The organism is Candidatus Manganitrophus morganii (genome assembly GCA_021651055.1).
Classification (GTDB): domain Bacteria; phylum Nitrospirota; class Nitrospiria; order SBBL01; family Manganitrophaceae; genus Manganitrophus; species Manganitrophus morganii.
On record JAJHOH010000001.1, the window covers coordinates 2,504,894 to 2,523,693 of the forward strand.

Consider the following 18,800-nt stretch of genomic DNA (forward strand, 5'->3'; position numbering starts at 1 on the left):
AGCCTCATGACCTTGATTCCAGAAAAGGGAGGGTGTAGCCGGTCCGTTGGGATGTCGGATGCGGCCGACAGAGGTCGAGCAACAGCATCTCGAGAACTTGCGGCGCCGATTGTCTTCCCCCCTTCAATTGAGAATCTGCGGCCAAGGAGAGGTCAAACGCCCTCCGAATCTCGCTTTCCTTCCAATTCCGCAGCTGCTTGAAGAAAGCCGGAAGGAGGCTGGGGGGCATCGGAACCTTCTTGCCGACTGCCGTTTCCGATTTCCCGGCGTCGATTCCCTCTCGGGCCGTCGCCATGAGCCGCCACTGCCGCGTCAGCATCGTCAGAATGAAAAGGGGATGCTCCCCCTCTTCGAGCAGAGAGGAGAGAAGGGTCAGAGATCGCTTCAGATTTTTCTCGCCGACGGCTCGGACCAATTCAAAAATTGAATGACTTCGCCCCCCTGCGATCAACTGCTGAACCATCTCGAGAGAAACTTCCTTTTTATCCGAAGAATGAAGTGAAAATTTATCGATCTCTTGCTGAATAAGAAAGAGATCATTCCCAAGGCGTTCTTTCAGGTACCATGTCGCCTCCTCCGAAAGGGAGACTCCCCGCCGCTTTCCTTCCTGAGCAATCCACCCCGGCAAGGCCTGTTCCGAGAGAGGGGCGCAGTGGATCGCGGTTCCTTTCTTTTTCAGCGCGGTAAAAAGTTTTTTACGCATGTCGGGTTTCGCGGCAACAAACACCAAAACGGTCGTATCGCAAGGCGATTCGAGGTAACTCAAGAGCGTCTCGCGCTCATCTTTGATGAGATCCGCGTTTTGGATAATGACCAACCGCCGCGCGCTGAATAAAGGAAAGGTCTTCGCCGTCATCAACACCTGATGCGGATCGAGACTCTCCCCTTGAAAGTGATCATAATTAAAATCGCGGGACGCCTCTTCGAGGACCTTCTCCCGAAAGCCACTCAGGATCTGTTGGATGAAAAAGGGCTCTTCCCCGGTGAGCAGATAAATGGGAGAAAAGCGCGCTTGCTCAAGGTGCTTTACGGCTTCTGTGTAGGTCATCGGTCCGCCGGCGTTGCGAGGGGAGGTGATGAAAGTGGGGCGATGCTGATCAAACCGGCCACCCGCTCGGCCAGCTGTTTCCCCGCTTCACGAATGGCCCGGTCTTGCGCGACCCGATCTGCAAGCGGGTCGGGATGCACGATGTACTCTGCGGACGCCTCCGCGTGATTTCTCTCTTTCGGTGGATCGCCTTCGCCGGAAAGAAGCGTATAGTCGAGGCCGATGGTAATCCGGTATTCCTGGGCTTGGCCGATCCGATTCAACGAGATGGGGGTTTTGTCGAAACGGGTCACGCGGCCGGAAAGGGTCCGGGGGGCTTGGTGGGGATGGGCGACGACCTGCCAACCTTGTCTGAGAAAAGTCTCTTTGAAGCTCTCGCTGACCCGCTTCTCCAAAAGCGGCTCAAACGTCGCGTTCTCAAAAAGAGGAATGGCGATCGTCTGATCGGGAGGGGTCATTTCCGATCGGAGTCCGCTGTGGTATCCACAGCCGGCCAGGCTCAGCAGAAGGAGAAGAATCGCTCTTCTCATACGACGATGTTGACCAATTTTCCCTTCACCACGATGACCTTCTTGATCGAATGGCCTTCGATCCAGGGCTGTGTTTTCGGATCGGAAACGGCACGCTCTTTGAGTGTTTCCTCGCCGGCGTTCGCCGGGGCCGCGAATTTGCTCCGGACCTTGCCGTTGACCTGCACGACAACCTCCACGATCTCTTCTTCGGTCCAAGCCGGATCATAAGAAGGCCATGAAACGTCCAGAATCGAAGGGGAATGGCCTAGGACCTCCCAAAGCGATTCGGACAGATGCGGCGCGAAAGGCGAGAGGAGAAGGACCAAATGATCGAGCGCTTCCGTGTAGGCTGCCCGATGTTTTTGTTCTTCTTCCTGAGAGGGGGGGGCCGTCGACTGGTCGCGCGAGAGGGCGTTGTAGAATTCCATCAACGCCGCGATCGCCGTATTGAATTGGAAGCCCTTTTCGATATCTTCGGTGACCCGTTTGATCGTCCGTTGGGTCATTCTCCGGATTTGTTTCACGCGGGGGGAGGTTTCGGAGAGATCGATCTGCTCGCGTAAGGCCCGGCCGGATGCGGCAAACTCGTGGACCATGCGCCAGACCCGCTGCAGAAAACGAAAGGCTCCCTGCACCCCTTCATCGCTCCACTCCAGATCTTTTTCGGGAGGAGCGGCAAAAAGAGAGAAAAGCCGGGAGGTGTCGGCGCCGAAGGTCTCGATCAGCTGATCGGGATCGACGATGTTTCCCTTCGATTTGGACATCTTGGCGCCGTCTTTAATAACCATTCCCTGTGTGAGGAGATTGGCGAACGGCTCTCCGACTTTGATCAGGCCGAGATCGCGAATGACCTTGGTGAAAAAGCGGGCATACAGAAGGTGCAACACGGCATGCTCGATCCCGCCGATGTATTGATCGACCGGCATCCAATGAGCGGCCCCTTCCGGATGGATCGGTCCGGAGGTCTCGTGCGGAGAAGTGTAGCGCAGAAAGTACCACGAGGAGTCGACAAAAGTATCCATCGTATCGGTCTCCCGCCGCGCGGGCCCGCCGCATTTCGGACAGATTGTATTGAGAAAGGAGGGGCTTTCCGACAAGGGAGAGCCTCCCTTTCCGGTAAAAGGGACATCTTCCGGAAGCGCGACGGGGAGATCCGACTCCGGAACCGGCACCACGCCGCAGCGGTCGCAATAGAGCATGGGGATCGGCGTTCCCCAATAGCGCTGCCGCGAGACCCCCCAATCCCTCAGGCGGTAATGAATCTTTTCCTTGCCCAGCCCCTTTTCTTCGACGAATCGGGCGATTGCATTTTGGGCCTTGAGGGGAGGGAGGCCGCTGAACGGTCCGGAATGGACGAGTGCGCCGGCCTCTTCGGTGTAGGCGGCCGCCAGCGGTTCCGCCAAGGTCCCGGACGGATTCTGAATGACAATCCGAATCGGCAGGTGATATTTCCGGGCAAATTCGAAATCGCGTTGATCGTGCGCCGGCACGGCCATCACGATCCCGGTTCCATAATCCATCAAGACAAAATTGGCGACCCAGATCGGAATCCTCTCCCCCGTGATCGGGTGAACGGCATGGGCGCCGGTGAAAACCCCTTCTTTCTCCTGGTTTAGGGCGGTCCGGACCGTTTTATCCTGACCTTTGACCTTTTCGATAAAGGCGCGAACGGCGGCCTCCTCCGGACGGCCGGCGATGAGGGCCGGGAGGAGCGGATGCTCGGCCGCGATGCTCATGAAGGTCACGCCGTATAAGGTATCGGGACGGGTTGTAAAAATGGAGAGCTTTTCGGATCGATCCGCGACGGGGAAGGCAATCTCCACCCCCCGACTCTTCCCGATCCAGTTTTTCTGCATCACCAGGACACGCTGGGGCCAACCGGTCAACCGGTCGGACTCCGAGAGGAGCTCTTCGGCATAGGCCGTGATTCGAAAAAACCACTGCTCTAAATTTTTCTGGATCACGACGCTGTCGCAGCGCCAGCAGTGTCCCTCGATCACCTGCTCATTCGCCAGGACCGTGGCGCAGGAGGGGCACCAGTTGACCGAAGCCATCTTCCGATAGGCAAGGCCGCGCTCGTACATCTTGATGAAGAACCATTGATTCCAGCGATAATATTCCGGCTGGCAGGTCGTCACCTCCCGATCCCAATCGTAAGAGAGCCCCATCTTTTGGAGCTGAGACCGCATATAGCCGATGTTTTGGGCGGTCCAAATGGCCGGATGAACCTTCTTTTGGATGGCGGCGTTTTCCGCCGGCAGACCGAAAGCATCCCATCCCATCGGATGGAGGAGTTGATAACCGCGCATTCTCTTGAAGCGGGCGATCACATCCCCGATGGCATAGACGCGAACATGGCCCATGTGAATTCTCCCTGAAGGGTAGGGGAACATCTCCAAGCAGTAGAACTTGGGGCGAATCGGATCTTCGACTACCTTGAAGGTCTGACGATCGCGCCAATAGGCTTGCCAATGCGCCTCGATCTCTTTGGGTTGATAGGTTTTTTCCATCTCTTCAGGGATACAATGTATGGTGTGAGTGTTGGATAAAATTAACATAGGCTTGCTAATTTAGCAAGCTTGGTTGACGGGAGAGTAGACGAGGTATATGCTTTTTTTATGGAAATGAACATGGAAAAAGGAGTCGCGTTGCCGGGAAGGCTGGTTACTTTTTTAGTCGGCCAGACCGACCTCAACTTGGAGAGTACGGCTGTCTTTGAGAGCAAGACTTTAAAGCGCTCTCCCGCCTATCCCGACGTCATCCCCAAGCAAAAGGTCATCAGAGTAGAGAAAAACAGCCTGCTCGGCCAAGAGGTGACCTTTCTGGTCAAAGCCTATCTGCCCGATATTGTGATTGTCGAGGCGACCGTGGAGTTGGAGAACCTTCTTTCCGAGCAATTGGAAAATACCAAGAAAGTGCTTTTGGAAGAGTGCAGGGCGTTCCTGGTGAAATACCAATGTCTCCCTCATTTTGAAGAAGATTACAGCATCTACTGCGTCTCCAATTATCAAGGAGACCCGGAACTCTATCTCACCCTTTACGGAGAGCGGATTGCCCAGATCCTCAAAAATGAGCGGATCCAACTCGATGAAGAAGAAATTCAAAACACACTTCAATCGGGATTGAAATATGCCAAAGACGATCTGACGCTGGTCGACTGGGACGGCGCTTTTATGTTCGATCCGCACGGCGATTTCGAAAGCAACATCGAATTATTTGAAATCGCCAATGTTCAGCTTCTGAAGTCGCGGATCTTGGATAAGCAGCTGGATGATCGGCTTCAGCAGACGATTATTTTGCTGAAGCAAACACAACGAATGCTTTTCCGTTCCAAAGAGATTCGGGCCAATCTCAAAGAGATCATCCAAATTCGGACTCAGTCGCTTTTGGAATCCGACGCCATCGACCACAATATCAAACTGATCGGCGATTGGTATTCGGCCCGTCTTTTCAATCAGATTTCAAAGAAGTTTCATCTGGATGCCTGGAGCAGAAGCATTTCTCAAAAGCTCGACGTCCTGGAGGATGTCTATACCATGGCGGCCGAGCAGTTTTCAGTCTCCTTTTCCACCACGCTCGAGTTTATCCTAATCGCCGGTTGGTTTGTCCTTCTGGTCGGTTGGTTTGGGATCTTTATCCTTGATTTACTCCTTCGCACTTAGATTTCTTCCTGTGCTCCTCTTGCCCAAATATAGCTTGACAAGGAAAACGCCCGGTTCTAGAATGGGAATGAATTTGATAATCATTCTCACTTGTTAAGGATCGGAAAATTGCGGATGCAAGGCCCCCGTTCCGCCGAATTCCTCCCCGCCCGGGAAGAAATCCTGACCAAAAAAATGAAGGAGAATAAGAAACCGATGTCCCCTCTCAGCCGTCTTCGTCCGACTGATCGTTTTGTTTCCACAGAGTCAATATTTCAATTCATTTCGAGGTTATCGTTCGTCGGGTTGCTTGTCTCGCTGTTCCTCACGTCTCCTCTTCATGCAGAAGAGGAGGTGGTTGTTTATTCGGCCCGGAATGAGCAGCTCATCAAGCCGCTCTTCGATGCTTACACCAAAGAGACCGGGGCGCGCGTCAAGTTTATTACCGATAAAGAGGGCCCGCTTCTGGAGCGGTTAAAAGCGGAAGGGGAGCATACACCCGCCGATCTCCTCATTACCGTCGATGCCGGCAATCTCTGGCGGGCGGCGCAGGAGGGATTGCTGAAGCCGACCCAATCAACAGTCCTCCAGGAGAATATCCCGGCGCACCTGCGCGATCCTGAGAACCGCTGGTTCGGCTTGTCGGTGCGCGCGCGGACGATCGTTTACAACACCCAAAAAGTCAAACCGTCGGACCTCTCGACCTATGAAGACCTCGCCGATCCCAAATGGAAGGGACGGCTCTGCCTTCGAACCTCGAAAAAGGTTTATAACCAATCGTTGGTGGCGATGATGATCTCGGAACATGGAGAGCCCAAGACGGAGCAGATCATCAAATCTTGGGTCGGCAATCTTGCCACCGATGTATTTTCCGACGATACCCAAGTGATGAAGGCGATCGCGGCCGGACAATGCGACGTCGGAATCGTGAACACCTACTACTACGGACGCCTTCTCGTGAAAGAGCCGACCCTTCCTCTGGCCCTCTTTTGGCCCAATCAAAACGGCAGCGGTGTCCATGTGAACATCTCAGGGGCGGGGATCATAAAACATGCGAAACATGAACAAGCGGCATTGAAGCTCCTCGAGTGGCTCTCCTCGCAGAAGGCGCAGAATCTTTTCTCAGACACCGATATGGAATACCCGGCCAACCCGAAAATCGCGCCGGACAAACGGGTGGCGTCGTGGGGATCGTTTAAGCAAAACCTAATCAATGTTTCCAAAGCGGGCGAGCTGCAGGATGAGGCGGTGAAGTTGATGGATCGCGCCGGATATAAATAAATACGGCGTGAAGGGGCCCGATCCGAATGATGAAACCGGATGTATTGAAAGTCCCTTTCGAGCGGGGGGTAAGCTTCTTTCAGCGCGCCTTTCTCGATCGCTGGCAGGCCGCGACATTGTCTATTGCCGGTCTGGTCTTAATCCCGCTCGCGGTCGTCCTCTTCTCGGTTTTTTCAGAGACCAATGAAGTCTGGCTTCACTTCGTTCAGACAAGCCTAGTCACCCTCCTCACCAATACCTTTTGGCTCCTTCTGGGCGTGGGGGTAGGAACCACCTTCCTCGGCGTGAGTCTGGCCTGGCTGACGGCGGCGTGTGATTTTCCAGGAAGGAGATGGCTCGATTGGGCCTTGATGCTCCCCCTCTCGCTTCCCCCTTATGTGGTCGCTTTTGTCAGCATCGGTCTGCTCGATTTCACCGGTCCGGTTCAAACGCAGTTGCGATTGTGGCTCGGCGTGGAGCGGCTTTGGTTCCCAAGAATCCGATCGACCGGAGGGGTTATTGCCGTCATGACCCTGACCCTCTACCCCTATGTTTACATGTTGGCCCGCAATGCTTTTCTGACACAGGGAAGGCGCGCCATCGAGGCGGCGCAATCGCTTGGTCAGGGACGGTTCCGGGGGTTTCTCGGTGTGGCGCTGCCGATGGCGCGGCCTTGGATCGTAGGGGGATTGGCGTTGGTTCTCATGGAGACCTTGGCCGATTTCGGCACGGTTTCCATTTTCAACTACGATACCTTTACAACGGCGATTTATAAGGCGTGGTTCGGACTCTTCTCTCTCTCCGCCGCCGCGCAACTTGCCTCGCTGCTGGTCTTCATCGTCTTTGTCGTCTTGCTCATCGAGCAGCGCTCTCGTTCCCGTCGGCGGTTTTCTCACGCGGGACGGAGCAGCGTGGCCGATCGGATTTCGCTCCGGGGCGGGCGGGGCTGGTTGGCGTTTGCTTATGCAATATCGGTCCTGGGGATCGCTTTTATCATTCCGGTCGGTCAGCTCTCCGTCTGGGCTTTCGGTGTATTTCGGCAAGATTTCGATCTCCGGTATCTTTCCTTTTTAGGCCATTCCGTCTTTTTGGGGGGAGCGGCGGCGCTGCTCACCTGCGCCGGCGCGCTGATTCTCGTTTCCGCAAATCGGCTGCGAAATGATTTGATGACGCGGACCGCTGTCCGGGTGGCGACCCTCGGTTATGCCCTCCCCGGATCGGTGCTTGCGGTCGGCATTTTTATTCCCCTTATCTGGATCGATAAGCAAATGATCGAATGGATCCAAACCCTTTTCGGAATAGAAATCGGATTTATCCTGAGCGGCACACTGGCCGCGATGCTCCTGGCTTACTTGATCCGATTTTTGGCCGTTGCGCACGGCGCCGTCGACAGCGCGATGAACCGCATTACCCCGAGCTTGGATGAGACCGCGCGCTGCCTGGGTGTCAGCGGCATTCCCCTGCTTCGGAAAGTCTATCTGCCGCTGCTTCGCGGGGGGCTCCTCACGGCCGCCCTTTTGGTGTTTGTCGATGTGATGAAAGAGATGCCGATCACATTGATGACCCGGCCTTTCGGCTGGGATACGCTGTCGGTCCGGATTTTTGAGATGACCTCCGAGGGAGAGTGGGAGCGGGCGGCCCTCCCCGCCGTCGCACTTGTCTTAACCGGGTTCATCCCGATTTTGTTGTTAAGCCGATATTCCAGCAGGGAACCGTAACGGGATGACTGTCATCGAACTGGTTCAGATCACGAAGACATACCCGGGCGGGAAAATGCCGGCGGTCTACGACGTTTCCTTCAAGGTTGAGAAAGGAGAGGTGTTGGCGCTCTTGGGGCCGAGCGGCAGCGGCAAAACAACCCTTCTTCGCTTGATCGCGGGGTTTGAGAAGCCCGATCAGGGAAATATTCTCCTAAACGGCCAAGAAGTAAGCCGGCCGCATCATTGCCTTTCTCCTGAAAAGCGCGGGGTCGGGATGGTCTTCCAGGACTATGCGCTCTTCCCGCATCTGACAGTGGAAGAGAATGTCGCCTTCGGCCTCGGCGGTTTGAGCCGGGAGCTTCGAAAGAAGCGGGTCCAAGAGGTCATCGATCAGGTCGGCCTGACCCCTTTGGTTCAACGCTACCCGCATGAGCTCTCCGGGGGGCAGCAGCAGCGGGTCGCCCTCGCGCGGGCGCTGGCGCCCAATCCGATCGTTTTGATGCTGGATGAGCCGTTCAGCAACCTCGATCCCGATATGCGAACACAGATGCGGATGGAGGTGGCGGCGATTCTGCGTCGGACCGGAAGCACCGCCATCCTGGTGACACACGATCATGAAGAGGCGTTCGCCATGGCGGACAAGGTCGCCGTTCTCAATGCGGGCCGTCTGGAGCAGTGCGATACCCCGGAAATGGTCTACCATATTCCATCCACCCCCTTCATCGCCGATTTCGTCGGGCAGGCCGACTTTATCCCCGGGGCCATTCAAAACGGAAAGGTTCTCACCGAGATCGGGATCTTTCCGAACGTGTCGATCTTTCCCGACGGGACGGAGGTGATGGTGATGATCCGTCCCGACGATGTTGATTTGCTCCCCCGGGGGGAGGGAGCGGCCACGGTCTTGGGCCGCCAATTCAAAGGCTCGGAGAACCGCTACATCGTTGCGCTTCCCTCCGGACAGATTCTTCACAGCAGCCAGCATTCCCTTGCGGTTTATACCGGCCAAACGAGAGTGGACCTTAAATTAAAAGTGACGCACACGGTTTTGTTTAAAAAGGACGATGAATTCTTTAAACAGGGGTTCCATCATCCATATGGAGTGAAAAATGCGTGAAAAAGGAAATCGCCCTCTGAAAAAAAGCTTGACAACCACAAGGCGCTCTTCTAATATGGAGAACGAATTTGATAATCATTCTCAATTAGGGCTCCAGATGAAGGAAGAAACACTGCTACAAGAACATATCGCGAAGCATCATTTGAAGGTCACCAAAGAGCGAAGCGCCATCCTCCGCGCCTTCATTGAGGCGGAGCGCCACGTCACGGCTGAGGAATTATACCGGATGATGAGGGAGAAGCACGCCTCGATCGGCCTGGCGACGATCTACCGGACCCTTAATCTCTTCTGCGAATGCGGTTTGGCGGAGCAGCGGCAGTTCGGCGACGGCCATGCCCGGTATGAACTGACCTACAATGTCAACCATCACGACCACTTGGTCTGCACCCAATGCAAGAAGATCATCGAATTTGAAAATATGGATATCGAGAAGCTCCAAGAGAAGGTGGCAAAGGCGCATCGCTTTACCATCTACAGCCATAAATTGGAGCTCTATGGACTCTGCTCCGATTGCTCCAAGTCGAACAGTTCCCTTGAGAAGGGAAAAGATGAACTTCACGCCTTGCGCCATTCCCGAACCTAAAGATCAGGCCAAGGTAGGTTCGATCGAGAACGGCTTTTGGTAAATAGACGCGTCGGTGATTCAATAAAGAAGAGAGTCGTGTATGCCGAAGGATCAGGAAACGGGAATCGAAGATTTACGTTGTCTTTGTGGCAGTCTCGTCGCGAAGGTCAGAAAAGACGGGATTGAGCTCAAGTGCCGCCGCTGTAAACGGGTCGCTCTGATCCCGTTCTCGGCGGAGGAGCAGTCGCTTTTGGAAGAAAACCATTCCGATCTGTTCCGATATCAGATTACGTTCGACCATTCACACGTCGATCCATAATTATTTGCAGGCCGGTATGTGATTGCGCCCGGCATTTTCCCGAAGGCCAGAGGTCATCATTCAGAACCCCGCGCCGTTATCCACATTACCCACATCAGGAGGAATCAATGTACAGGGGGTTCATTGTTCTGTTTTATGCTCTTTTTCTGGCGATCGGGATTTATTCGGGGGCGCGGGAGGCATCCGCCGCGTCTGGCGGAAGAAGCCTTCCGCCCGAGCCGGGGGTTGGGGAGGGCCAGGGGGAAGAGACGACGCCGCGGCTTACTTTTCATGGATATGGAGAGATACACTACAATAATCCCGAAACCGGATCCACCGTTCCCGACGGGGATGCGCCAGCCCAAATGGATTCCCACCGGCTGGTCCTCGGCTGGTCGTATGCTTTCAGCGATTGGATTCAGCTTCATGCCGAGGTCGATTTTGAGCATGCCGCCCAGGCGATGGAGCTGGAGTTTGCCTATCTGGATTTCTTGATCCATCCGGCCTTCAACGTCCGTGGCGGGGTTGTTCTGATGCCGGTCGGCCCATTGAATGAATTCCACGAGCCGACCCTCTTCTACAGCGTCGAGCGTCCCTATGTTCAAGCGTACATCATCCCGACCACCTGGCAGGAAGGGGGAGCGGGAATTTTTGGAGAGCCGCTCCCCGGGCTCAATTACCGCGTCTACCTTGTTTCCTCTCTGAATGCGGAAGGGTTTACCGCTCGGACCGGGCTTCGGAGCGGTCGCGGAAAGGCCGCCGAGGCCCCTTCCGATGATCTCGCCGTCGTCGGACGTTTGGAGTATGTCGGCATTCCCGGCCTCGATGTGGGCCTCTCCGCCTATCAGGGTGGGGCCAATGCGACGAACAATCCCGACCTTGGCGATGCGTCCGTCGGGATCTGGGAGGGGGATGTGCGGGTCCGCATGGCGGGGGCCGATTTTCGTGCCGTCTATGTGCAGGTCAACGTGGATGACGCCGACAGCGTCAGCACAGTGACCAGCCAGACGATCGGGGAAGAGATGGTCGGATGGTATGTAGAGGGGGCCTATCATTTCCTTCGACTCATTGCCCCGCGCTCCCCGTATGATGCCGTCGTTTTTGTCCGATGGGAAGCGTTCAACACCCAGGAGCAGGTCCCGAGCGGTTTCACCGCCGATCCGACCAACGATCGGCAGGTGCTCACCTATGGACTGGCCTATTATCCCGATCCGCAGGTGGCCGTTAAAGTCGACCGGGAGGTCTGGGAAGATGAAGCCGACAATGATGGAAGCCGGTTCAATGTCGGCCTCGCCTTTATGTTCTGATCGCAATTTCTATTTCATGGGTACTGCAATGGAAGGGCGACCTGTCGGGTCGCCCTTCCCGTATTATCAAGGCCGGTATTACGATGAATAATTGTTACCGAAGAATTCGCTACCTCATGGGATCGTTCGTGGAGATCACGACCTACGGGGAGCGGGAGGCCTGTTCGCGGGGGGTTCTTTCCGCCTTTACGGAGATCGCCCGTATTGAGCGTCTGTTGAGCGTTTATCGCACTCAGAGCGATCTGTCTCGTCTGAACGCTTTTGGAAAGAAAGGGGTCCTCTCGCTTGATCCGGAACTCTTTTGGGTGCTTGCCAAGGCGATCGAATACGCGGAGCGAAGCGGTGGGGCCTTCGATCCGACCGCCGCGCCGCTGGTTCGCCTTTGGGGATTTGGTCCGGGAGGAGAGCGGTCGATTCCTCCTTCTGCGAGCGAAATTTCAAATGCCTTGGATCGAATCGGCTTCCAATATCTCCAACTGGCTTCCGGCCGGATCGCGCTCTTGAAGGATGGGATCGAGATGAATTTGGGCGGGGTCGGAAAAGGTTATGCAATCGATCGCGCAATGCAGAAGCTCCGCGAGACCGGAATCCGTTCCGCTCTGATCAGTTGTGGAAGCACGATCTATGCTCTTGGCGCTCCGCCGGGGGAGGCGGCATGGCGGATCGATATCCGGCATCCGAGGCGGGAGGAGGAATCGATCGAGACCCTTTTCCTTCGCGACCAGGCGATTTCCACGTCGGGGGATTATGAGAAGTTTTTTGTTTTTGGCGGGCGGCGCTTCAGCCATCTGATCGATCCCCGCACGGGAATTCCATCGCAAGGAATCGCCAGCGTCAGTGTCATCGCGCCGACCGCCCTGGAGGCCGATGCTCTCTCCACCGCCGCTTTCATTCTCGGGGAAGAGGGGAAGCGGTTCCTCGAATCCTTCCCTGAGGTGGAGGGGCTGATCGTTCAGGGGGGAGAGGAGGGAGTAGCGTTGCGGCGCCGTGAGACAAGGGGATGGGAGTACTTCTACGCCGCAGACCGGGTAAGCCGCCGGCGCTTTCTGGCCATGGCTTCGGTTGCATTGATCGGCCTGCTTGTTCCGGTCGACGCCGGCGCGACGATCGTCTATTTAACCGAAGAGGAGGCGCTTCGGAAGATGATGCCGGAGGCCGACCGCTTCAATTCGGAAGGGATCGTCCTCTCCGACGATCAGCTTTCCCGGGCGCAGCAATTGGCCGGACGGAGTTTTCGGGAGAGTCGGTATCGTTTCTGGATCGGTCGCCGGGGTGAGGAGCGGATCGGCTATGCGACGGTGCTGGAGGTGATCGGAAAGGAACGGCCGATTACCTTCCTGGTCGGGATTGAACCGAACGGCGAGGTGATGGGGGTGGAGGTCTTAATCTATCGGGAATCGAGAGGGTCCGAGATCCGAAATGCCCGGTTCATGGGACAATTCTTGAAAAAGGGGCTCGACAATCCGCTCCGTCTCGGGCATGATGTCGCATCGATCAGCGGCGCGACCCTCTCCGCCCGGGCGGCGGTCTATGTCGTCCGAAAGGCGCTCGCCCTTGTAGAGGTCGCCTATCGTCAACCGGCGCCCGGTTGATCGCAACTTCCTCTCGATTACGGAATACGTTTGAAGAATTTTACGAGACAAGAAAGCTGGTTATCAAAGTCGTCGTTGGAAATCCGGCTGATTTATACCCTTTTCATTGCGTTTGCTTTGGCCGGACATCTGAGCTTTATCTTAATCTCGCTCTCCCGGATCGGTCCGACTTACGGCAAGATCGTCGCGCATTACCGCGGGGGGGGAGAAGCGGGTGAGGAGATGTCCTTTCCAAAGGAATTCCCGGAGCTTCTGGAAGTCACCCATTTCCATGCGTACATCGAAGGGATTGTTCTTCTTGTCTTAGCTCACCTCTTTGCCGGTGTTCCGCTTCCACGAGGAATCAAACTGGGGGTTATCGGTCTTTCTTTCGGGAGCACGTTTCTTGATCTGGCCTCCCCTTGGCTGATCAGGTATCTTTCTCCTCAGGCGGCTTATGCGCAGATGGCCGCCTGGATCGGCATGGGGGTGAGTTATCTTCCCCTAACTCTTCTTCCGATTTATTTTCTTTGGAAAACCCATCCAGAGGGGCGTAGGAAGAAGGGGCATGGCGCTTCGGCTTCGTCAGTCCATTGAGAAGCATGATCCCTGATTCAGCGGTTGACAGCGGGGGGCTAATTTGTTAAATATGAGCATCCCGTTCGGTATCGGGCGATTAGCTCAGTGGTAGAGCGCTTCCTTCACACGGAAGAGGCCGCTGGTTCAATCCCAGCATCGCCTACCAATCCCTAAAATCTCATTCCCTCTCACCGAAGCCATCCCGGCGGCGCGCCGGCTTTTCTGGCCGCTTCCGGTAGCGCGGTTTGAAGCGCCTCTTCGGCCTTCCGGACCTCCTGTTTCATCGCTTCGATCTCCCGCAGAAGCCGGTCGGTTTCAGCCTCCCTGAAGAAGATGGTTTTATTCTCGAATCGAAGCCGGCCAAGGGCTTTTTCCGCTTCCGTCAGATGGATGATTATTTCACTCTTTCGTGATTGCCATTCTTGGATTCGCTTCTTCCACCAACGCTCATCATGTCCGTTCAGATCGACATTCGCTGAACGTGGGACGGATGCCAAGGGGGCGATCGATTTTACCACCGGCAGGTCGGGAAGCGGCTGGACCTCCGCATGTTCCCGATAGGCCGGCGGGATTCTCGAAGGAACATTGGTAAAGTGAGGCGTGCCGTCTTCATCCAACCATCGAAAGATCTCCCCCGCCATGGCCGAAGGTTTGGATGGAGTCAATAACAGCAACAGAATCAACATGGTTTTAGAGAATATCATTTTTCTCCTCGGCAGAATTCATATAGACAATACGACGCTCTTTGATTCGTCTCTTTTGCTTATGCTACTATAAAAGTACTGTTTATCCTTGGCAAAAATCAACTAGCAGGGTGGTCTCTATGAAATTTGCGAATGTAATTAAAAAACAGATGATCCTTCTGGCGTTCCTCTCGATCCTGGTCGCTTGCCGGAGCACTCCCGTGACCGATCGGGAACAGTTGATCCTGGTCCCGGAATCTCAAGAAATCCAAATGGGACTCACCGCGTATCAGCAAATCTTATCCGAGTCAAAACTTTCAGACGATCCTGAAAAAGTGGCGATGGTCCGGCGGATCGGCGAGCGGATCGCCGCTGCTGCGGATAAGCCCGATTATCAGTGGGAATTTAATCTGATCGAAGATGACAGCCAGGTCAATGCATTCGCCTTGCCGGGAGGGAAGGTCGCCATCTACACCGGAATTCTCCCGATCACGCAGAACGAGGCCGGGCTGGCGACGGTGATGGCGCACGAGGTGGCCCATGCGACGGCGCGGCACGGCGGCGAGCGGATGTCGACGGGGCTTCTGGCGCAACTGGGAATGATGGCGCTCGATGTCGGTTTAGCCATGAAGAATCAAGATCCGCAGATGAAGCAGGCGCTCCTGGCCGCCTACGGCGCCGCCGCCCAGGTGGGGGTGATCCTGCCCTTTAGCCGAAAACAAGAGTCGGAGGCCGACCGGATCGGTTTGACCTATATGGCAAAGGCCGGCTACGATCCCAAAGAGGCGCTTCAATTCTGGGAGAGGATGTCGAAGGTCGAGAAGGAAAAAGCGCCCGAGTTTCTCTCCACCCATCCGAGCGACGAGACCCGTGTCGAGCAGATTGCAAAATGGATCCCGGAGGTGGAAGAGGAGTATCGGGAGGGTCAAAGGGGGATGGGGGCGGGGTAATCCGGGAACGCTGCTAGGAAGCGGCCGGCGTTTGCGTGCAGCGCTTTTTTTCCCGCTCGGCATCGGCCGTTGATTCGAGATGGGTGAACGCCTTTGCGAGAAGACAATGGGGTTCGTTTAACTGAGGGTTGAGCTTGAGCGTTTGCTCCAGCTCAAGAACCGCCTGTTCATAGAGATCGACCGCAAGATAGGCTTTGCCTAATCCCAGATGGCCATCTGCCGAGTCGGCCTTCCTGCGGAGAAGCCTATGAAATGTATTAATCGACTCCTGAGTCCGGCCCTGCTTCAAGTAGGCTTCCCCCAGCTTCACATAGAGTCCGATGTTCTCAGGAGAAAGCACCAACGCCCGTTTGATGGCGGAGATTCCTTCATTGGTCGACCCCTTTTTGAAGTAAACGTCGGCCAGCCCCTCATAGGCCCGCGCACTCTGAGAGGTCAATCGGATCGCCGCTTGAAACGATTCCAGAGCGAGATCGGCTTCTTCATTCTTTAAATAACTCTCTCCGAGAAGGACATGCAGATTCGGATCTCGGGGCTTTTTGGAGAGGGCCTCCCGATACGATTTAATCGCATCTCTCCATAATTCTTTCACCCTGTACAAATCTCCCACACCGCGATAGGCCTGTGCATACTGCTCGTTGGATGGTGTTTGTCCTGGGAGAGGGGTCACGCCGTCGAGGACATCATCGATCATTTGCTGTTGGTTTTCGTAAAAAGGGGCCGGAAGCTCAAAGTGAAGCTGAACCAAATTCAGTCCGATCGAAACCGTGTACGAATGAAAAATTTTGGGGAGACCCTCTCTTTGACCCATCCAGACCAATTCTCTCCACGTTTCTCCCTTTCTCTCGATCTCGCGGGAGGAGATTTCCTGAAAGTGGGAAAGCTCGTTCCGGATAAATTTTTGAAGCCGCTGAGGGAGCGGGAGCGCCGCCTCGATTTTTCGGTAATCTTCCAGTGAAGGAATGTCCGGCAAGAAAATCCCGGTCAAGCGGGCGATCTCCGTCCCGTTCGGTTTTAATTTTCCGACGAACAGCGTATTTTCCGGGGCGGAGAGATGCCATTGCGGGGGGAAGGTGATTAAAATGCCGGCTTCGTTCGATGTAAAAAGATGGTTCTCATGATCGATCGGTGTCGGCTTGGAAAAACATCCGGCGAGAAAAAGGAGGAAGACCCAGGTAAACACCGTATTGTAATGCTCTTTTATCACAAATTTCAGTGTATCTCATCATTCGACGGTGTCAAGTATCCGATGAGCGAGTAAGGTCCCTCCGAGCCGATTTTTTCATCGGTCATGGAAGGTGTTGAATGGCGACCTCGAGAAAATCCCATAATACTTGACGCGTGGTGGCGTGTGCGTGGGGGTAGCTTTTCCCGGTCAACTGCTCGTAAAGAATTTTCGCTTTTTCTTTTTTCGCCTGAAAGTCGGCCAGCGGGAGATCGGGGGAGAGCGAGACCAGGTCCGGATAGCCGTTGGGATCTTTCTTGATGAGAAGAGATTCCCCCTGGTCTGTTTGAATCCAAAGTCCGATCTCAGTCATGGTCCTTCTTCATCTGTGTTGTTTTGATGGTCGGTCTTCTCTTCTCGGACATTTTTCTTTTTCTCATCCCTGACCGGTCCGAGCGCAAAAGAGATAAGGAGGAGAGAGCCGATAAAAAAGAGAAAGGCGAGGGGGAGCAGATAAAAGGTGAAGGCAAGAGTGATAGAAAAAAATAGTCCGAAAAGTCCGAGGAAAACAAGAAAGCAACCTCCCATTCCCTTCATAATCGGGTATTCCGGAACGGTTGCGCGGCAGGAGATGGAATCGGCCCGCTCGATATTTCCAAGGGGAGGACTTTTCTACTGCCTGATTTTTTCTTCCGCCTCTTGTTTGGTTTTACAATCGATGCAAAGCGTTGTGACGGGGCGTGCCTTCAGTCGTTTCACAGAGATCTGCCCGCCGCACGATTCGCAGACGCCGAACGTTCCTTCGTTGATCCGATCGATCGCCTCGTCAATTTTTTTCAGGAGCTTCTGCTCGCGCTCACGAAGCCGGAGAATAAAGTTTTGATCCGCTTCCGCGGAGGCTTGATCGCCCAGATCGGTCAACGTTTCATTCCCCTGATTCAGACCGCTTCCAAGAATCACGCCGGCATCGGCCAGCAGCGCTTCTTTTTGCTTCTCAAGATCTTTCTTGATCTCCTCGTAGGGATTTGTCACCCGTTCTTTCTTCTTCGTTTTCATCCGATTGTTCCTTTCCGTCGCCATTGCCCCAGTCCCTTTGTGAAAGCAATTAGCGAAACAGTATAACAAAGAAAAAAAAGTGCGTCAAATAAAATTCCCGCCGCTTTCTCTTTATTTATTGAGTGACGGGAGCATCTTAAAGAGGAGTTTGGTCCGATAGGAGCGATTTAAACGGGAGGAGGCGAGGAGTTACTTCTCCTCTTCCTGAAGGCGCTTGATCTCTTTTTTAATCTCGACTTCTGCAAGGGAAGGAAGGACTTCCCAGGTAACCTTCTCGATAATTTCTTTTAATTCCGCCTTCGGCAGGGCGGCCTGGAGCATGCCCGGAAGCACATCCCAGACGACCTTCTCGACGATCTCCAGGACATTCTTCCGAATCAGTTCGTTCACCTCTGCAGGATCGATCGGAGCGGCGGAAGACGCGGCGGCCGTCTGAGGGATTTTTCCCGAAAAGGGGGAGGGATCGGCCATTGGCGGAACCGACGGTTCATTCATCTCCACCTCCTCATTGTTCGTTTGAAGGGATTCTTCCAGGGAGGGGACATCAATCTGCGGAAGGGAGCTCTCCAAGATAGACGGTTCTTCTATGGAGGGTTCTTCTGTCGGTGCGGGGGAAGGGGGTTCTTGAAAATAGCGGGTTTCTTCCAAAGACGGCTCATGAAACGCCTCGGCCGATTCCGTCGGCGCCGCAGCCGGCGGAGGGACGACCGGATCGGTGAAAAACTGTGTTTCTTCTCCCATCTCTCCGGAGGAGGCCTTCGGTTCGTCTGCCGCGGGAGGAGCGGACTCTAGAAGGGTCTGTCCCGCCGCAACGATCGCTTCCGGCTCCTCCGGCAGGCTTCCCGGGCTCGACCAGCCGAGCAGCTCTTCGATCTTAACGGCGTCACCTCCCGGGTTTGAGAAATGTTCCGAAAGGCTCGATCCCTCTTTTTTCCCGGAAGCGTTGAGATCGACCATAACCGCCTCGGCGGTTCCGGTCTGCCGTTTGGCTTCCTGGATGAGCTCCCTTGAATCGATCGGTTTTTTCAAGAAGGCCTGAATTCCCGCGGATTGAAGCTGCGCGGGATCGTAACTTTCAGTGGAGTTGATCAAAAGGATGATCGGGGTTTCGACGAGGCTTCCGCGCTGCCGTATCTTTTGAACGAAATTAAATATGTTCATCCCCTCGAGATTATAGTCGGCGAGGATCAAATCGGGCTGATTTTTAAATGCAAGATCGAGGGCGGAGAGGCCGTTGTCGATGGAGGTGACATCGTACCCCTCTTTTCGGAGGGTCAGCTCGACCAGTTTTTGGACGGCCAGATTATCATCGATGAGGAGCACTCTTCGGGGCATTTCGCCTCCGGTTCTT

Annotated in this window: 18 protein-coding genes and 1 tRNA gene; 11 read left to right on the plus strand and 8 right to left on the minus strand. The window is 54.9% G+C overall.

Annotated features, from left to right (window positions below; all coding sequences use genetic code 11):
* Window positions 1-4 precede the first annotated feature (4 nt).
* Genes holA through leuS form a run of 3 tightly spaced genes read right to left on the minus strand, consistent with a single transcriptional unit; the run spans window position 5 to window position 4,070 of the window.
* Window positions 5-1,048, minus strand: coding sequence for a DNA polymerase III subunit delta (gene holA, locus MCM46_11530; GenBank protein MCG3112436.1), 1,044 nt, complete (start codon window positions 1,046-1,048; stop codon window positions 5-7).
* Window positions 1,045-1,578, minus strand: coding sequence for an LPS assembly lipoprotein LptE (gene lptE, locus MCM46_11535; GenBank protein ID MCG3112437.1), 534 nt, complete (start codon window positions 1,576-1,578; stop codon window positions 1,045-1,047). The genes holA and lptE overlap by 4 nt, the downstream gene beginning before the upstream one ends.
* On the minus strand, window positions 1,575-4,070 hold the full coding sequence (leuS, locus tag MCM46_11540; GenBank protein MCG3112438.1) for a leucine--tRNA ligase: 2,496 nt from the start codon (window positions 4,068-4,070) through the stop codon (window positions 1,575-1,577). The genes lptE and leuS overlap by 4 nt, the downstream gene beginning before the upstream one ends.
* Before the next feature lie 120 nt (window positions 4,071-4,190).
* Here leuS and MCM46_11545 point away from each other — a divergent pair, with 120 nt between their 5' ends.
* From MCM46_11545 to MCM46_11590, 10 genes are all read left to right on the plus strand, one after another.
* Window positions 4,191-5,222 carry a hypothetical protein gene (locus tag MCM46_11545; GenBank protein MCG3112439.1) on the plus strand — a complete coding sequence of 344 codons (1,032 nt, stop codon included), beginning with the start codon at window positions 4,191-4,193 and terminating at the stop codon, window positions 5,220-5,222.
* Window positions 5,223-5,555: 333 nt separating this feature from the next.
* The gene (locus MCM46_11550; GenBank protein ID MCG3112440.1) at window positions 5,556-6,482 is read left to right on the plus strand and encodes a Fe(3+) ABC transporter substrate-binding protein; all 927 of its coding nucleotides are present in this window, start codon (window positions 5,556-5,558) and stop codon (window positions 6,480-6,482) included.
* Window positions 6,483-6,508: 26 nt separating this feature from the next.
* Window positions 6,509-8,179: an iron ABC transporter permease gene (locus MCM46_11555; protein MCG3112441.1), complete on the plus strand. Its 1,671-nt coding sequence runs from the start codon at window positions 6,509-6,511 to the stop codon at window positions 8,177-8,179.
* A 4-nt stretch (window positions 8,180-8,183) separates the two neighbouring features.
* Window positions 8,184-9,275, plus strand: coding sequence for an ABC transporter ATP-binding protein (locus MCM46_11560; protein MCG3112442.1), 1,092 nt, complete (start codon window positions 8,184-8,186; stop codon window positions 9,273-9,275).
* Between the two features lie 97 nt (window positions 9,276-9,372).
* The gene (locus MCM46_11565) at window positions 9,373-9,858 is read left to right on the plus strand and encodes a transcriptional repressor (protein MCG3112443.1); all 486 of its coding nucleotides are present in this window, start codon (window positions 9,373-9,375) and stop codon (window positions 9,856-9,858) included.
* A gap of 82 nt (window positions 9,859-9,940) precedes the next feature.
* The gene (locus MCM46_11570) at window positions 9,941-10,159 is read left to right on the plus strand and encodes a hypothetical protein (GenBank protein ID MCG3112444.1); all 219 of its coding nucleotides are present in this window, start codon (window positions 9,941-9,943) and stop codon (window positions 10,157-10,159) included.
* Window positions 10,160-10,266: 107 nt separating this feature from the next.
* Window positions 10,267-11,445, plus strand: coding sequence for a hypothetical protein (locus MCM46_11575; protein ID MCG3112445.1), 1,179 nt, complete (start codon window positions 10,267-10,269; stop codon window positions 11,443-11,445).
* 116 nt (window positions 11,446-11,561) lie between these two features.
* On the plus strand, window positions 11,562-13,037 hold the full coding sequence (locus MCM46_11580; GenBank protein ID MCG3112446.1) for an FAD:protein FMN transferase: 1,476 nt from the start codon (window positions 11,562-11,564) through the stop codon (window positions 13,035-13,037).
* A 30-nt stretch (window positions 13,038-13,067) separates the two neighbouring features.
* Window positions 13,068-13,613 carry a hypothetical protein gene (locus MCM46_11585; GenBank protein ID MCG3112447.1) on the plus strand — a complete coding sequence of 182 codons (546 nt, stop codon included), beginning with the start codon at window positions 13,068-13,070 and terminating at the stop codon, window positions 13,611-13,613.
* Window positions 13,614-13,686: 73 nt separating this feature from the next.
* Window positions 13,687-13,761 (plus strand) — tRNA-Val (locus MCM46_11590).
* A 22-nt stretch (window positions 13,762-13,783) separates the two neighbouring features.
* Here MCM46_11590 and MCM46_11595 read toward each other — a convergent pair.
* Window positions 13,784-14,299, minus strand: a complete 516-nt coding sequence (locus MCM46_11595; protein MCG3112448.1) for a DUF4124 domain-containing protein — start codon at window positions 14,297-14,299, stop codon at window positions 13,784-13,786.
* 119 nt (window positions 14,300-14,418) lie between these two features.
* Between MCM46_11595 and MCM46_11600 the strand changes: the two genes are divergently transcribed.
* Window positions 14,419-15,228, plus strand: a complete 810-nt coding sequence (locus tag MCM46_11600) for a M48 family metallopeptidase (protein ID MCG3112449.1) — start codon at window positions 14,419-14,421, stop codon at window positions 15,226-15,228.
* A gap of 13 nt (window positions 15,229-15,241) precedes the next feature.
* On the opposite strand, the gene MCM46_11605 is transcribed toward MCM46_11600, so the two are convergent.
* The 4 genes from MCM46_11605 to MCM46_11620 all read right to left on the minus strand — a co-directional run bounded on the left by MCM46_11605 (window position 15,242) and on the right by MCM46_11620 (window position 18,784).
* Window positions 15,242-16,435 (minus strand): tetratricopeptide repeat protein, encoded by a 1,194-nt coding sequence (locus MCM46_11605; protein ID MCG3112450.1) that lies wholly within the window; start codon window positions 16,433-16,435, stop codon window positions 15,242-15,244.
* An 82-nt stretch (window positions 16,436-16,517) separates the two neighbouring features.
* A complete protein-coding gene (locus MCM46_11610) occupies window positions 16,518-16,766 on the minus strand; it encodes a hypothetical protein (protein ID MCG3112451.1) in 249 nt (82 codons plus the stop codon).
* A gap of 299 nt (window positions 16,767-17,065) precedes the next feature.
* Window positions 17,066-17,449 (minus strand): TraR/DksA C4-type zinc finger protein, encoded by a 384-nt coding sequence (locus MCM46_11615; protein ID MCG3112452.1) that lies wholly within the window; start codon window positions 17,447-17,449, stop codon window positions 17,066-17,068.
* A gap of 189 nt (window positions 17,450-17,638) precedes the next feature.
* Window positions 17,639-18,784: a response regulator gene (locus tag MCM46_11620; protein MCG3112453.1), complete on the minus strand. Its 1,146-nt coding sequence runs from the start codon at window positions 18,782-18,784 to the stop codon at window positions 17,639-17,641.
* Window positions 18,785-18,800 lie beyond the last annotated feature (16 nt).

Bases quoted from the DNA above. Each gene is read 5' to 3' on its own strand.
- holA (MCG3112436.1), bottom strand. From the start codon at position 1,048: ATGACCTACACAGAAGCCGTAAAGCACCTTGAGCAAGCGCGCTTTTCT.
- lptE (MCG3112437.1), bottom strand. From the start codon at position 1,578: ATGAGAAGAGCGATTCTTCTCCTTCTGCTGAGCCTGGCCGGCTGTGGA.
- leuS (MCG3112438.1), bottom strand. From the start codon at position 4,070: ATGGAAAAAACCTATCAACCCAAAGAGATCGAGGCGCATTGGCAAGCC.
- MCM46_11545 (MCG3112439.1), top strand. From the start codon at position 4,191: ATGGAAAAAGGAGTCGCGTTGCCGGGAAGGCTGGTTACTTTTTTAGTC.
- MCM46_11555 (MCG3112441.1), top strand. From the start codon at position 6,509: ATGATGAAACCGGATGTATTGAAAGTCCCTTTCGAGCGGGGGGTAAGC.
- MCM46_11560 (MCG3112442.1), top strand. From the start codon at position 8,184: ATGACTGTCATCGAACTGGTTCAGATCACGAAGACATACCCGGGCGGG.
- MCM46_11565 (MCG3112443.1), top strand. From the start codon at position 9,373: ATGAAGGAAGAAACACTGCTACAAGAACATATCGCGAAGCATCATTTG.
- MCM46_11570 (MCG3112444.1), top strand. From the start codon at position 9,941: ATGCCGAAGGATCAGGAAACGGGAATCGAAGATTTACGTTGTCTTTGT.
- MCM46_11575 (MCG3112445.1), top strand. From the start codon at position 10,267: ATGTACAGGGGGTTCATTGTTCTGTTTTATGCTCTTTTTCTGGCGATC.
- MCM46_11580 (MCG3112446.1), top strand. From the start codon at position 11,562: ATGGGATCGTTCGTGGAGATCACGACCTACGGGGAGCGGGAGGCCTGT.
- MCM46_11595 (MCG3112448.1), bottom strand. From the start codon at position 14,299: ATGATATTCTCTAAAACCATGTTGATTCTGTTGCTGTTATTGACTCCA.
- MCM46_11600 (MCG3112449.1), top strand. From the start codon at position 14,419: ATGAAATTTGCGAATGTAATTAAAAAACAGATGATCCTTCTGGCGTTC.
- MCM46_11610 (MCG3112451.1), bottom strand. From the start codon at position 16,766: ATGACTGAGATCGGACTTTGGATTCAAACAGACCAGGGGGAATCTCTT.
- MCM46_11615 (MCG3112452.1), bottom strand. From the start codon at position 17,449: ATGAAAACGAAGAAGAAAGAACGGGTGACAAATCCCTACGAGGAGATC.
- MCM46_11620 (MCG3112453.1), bottom strand. From the start codon at position 18,784: ATGCCCCGAAGAGTGCTCCTCATCGATGATAATCTGGCCGTCCAAAAA.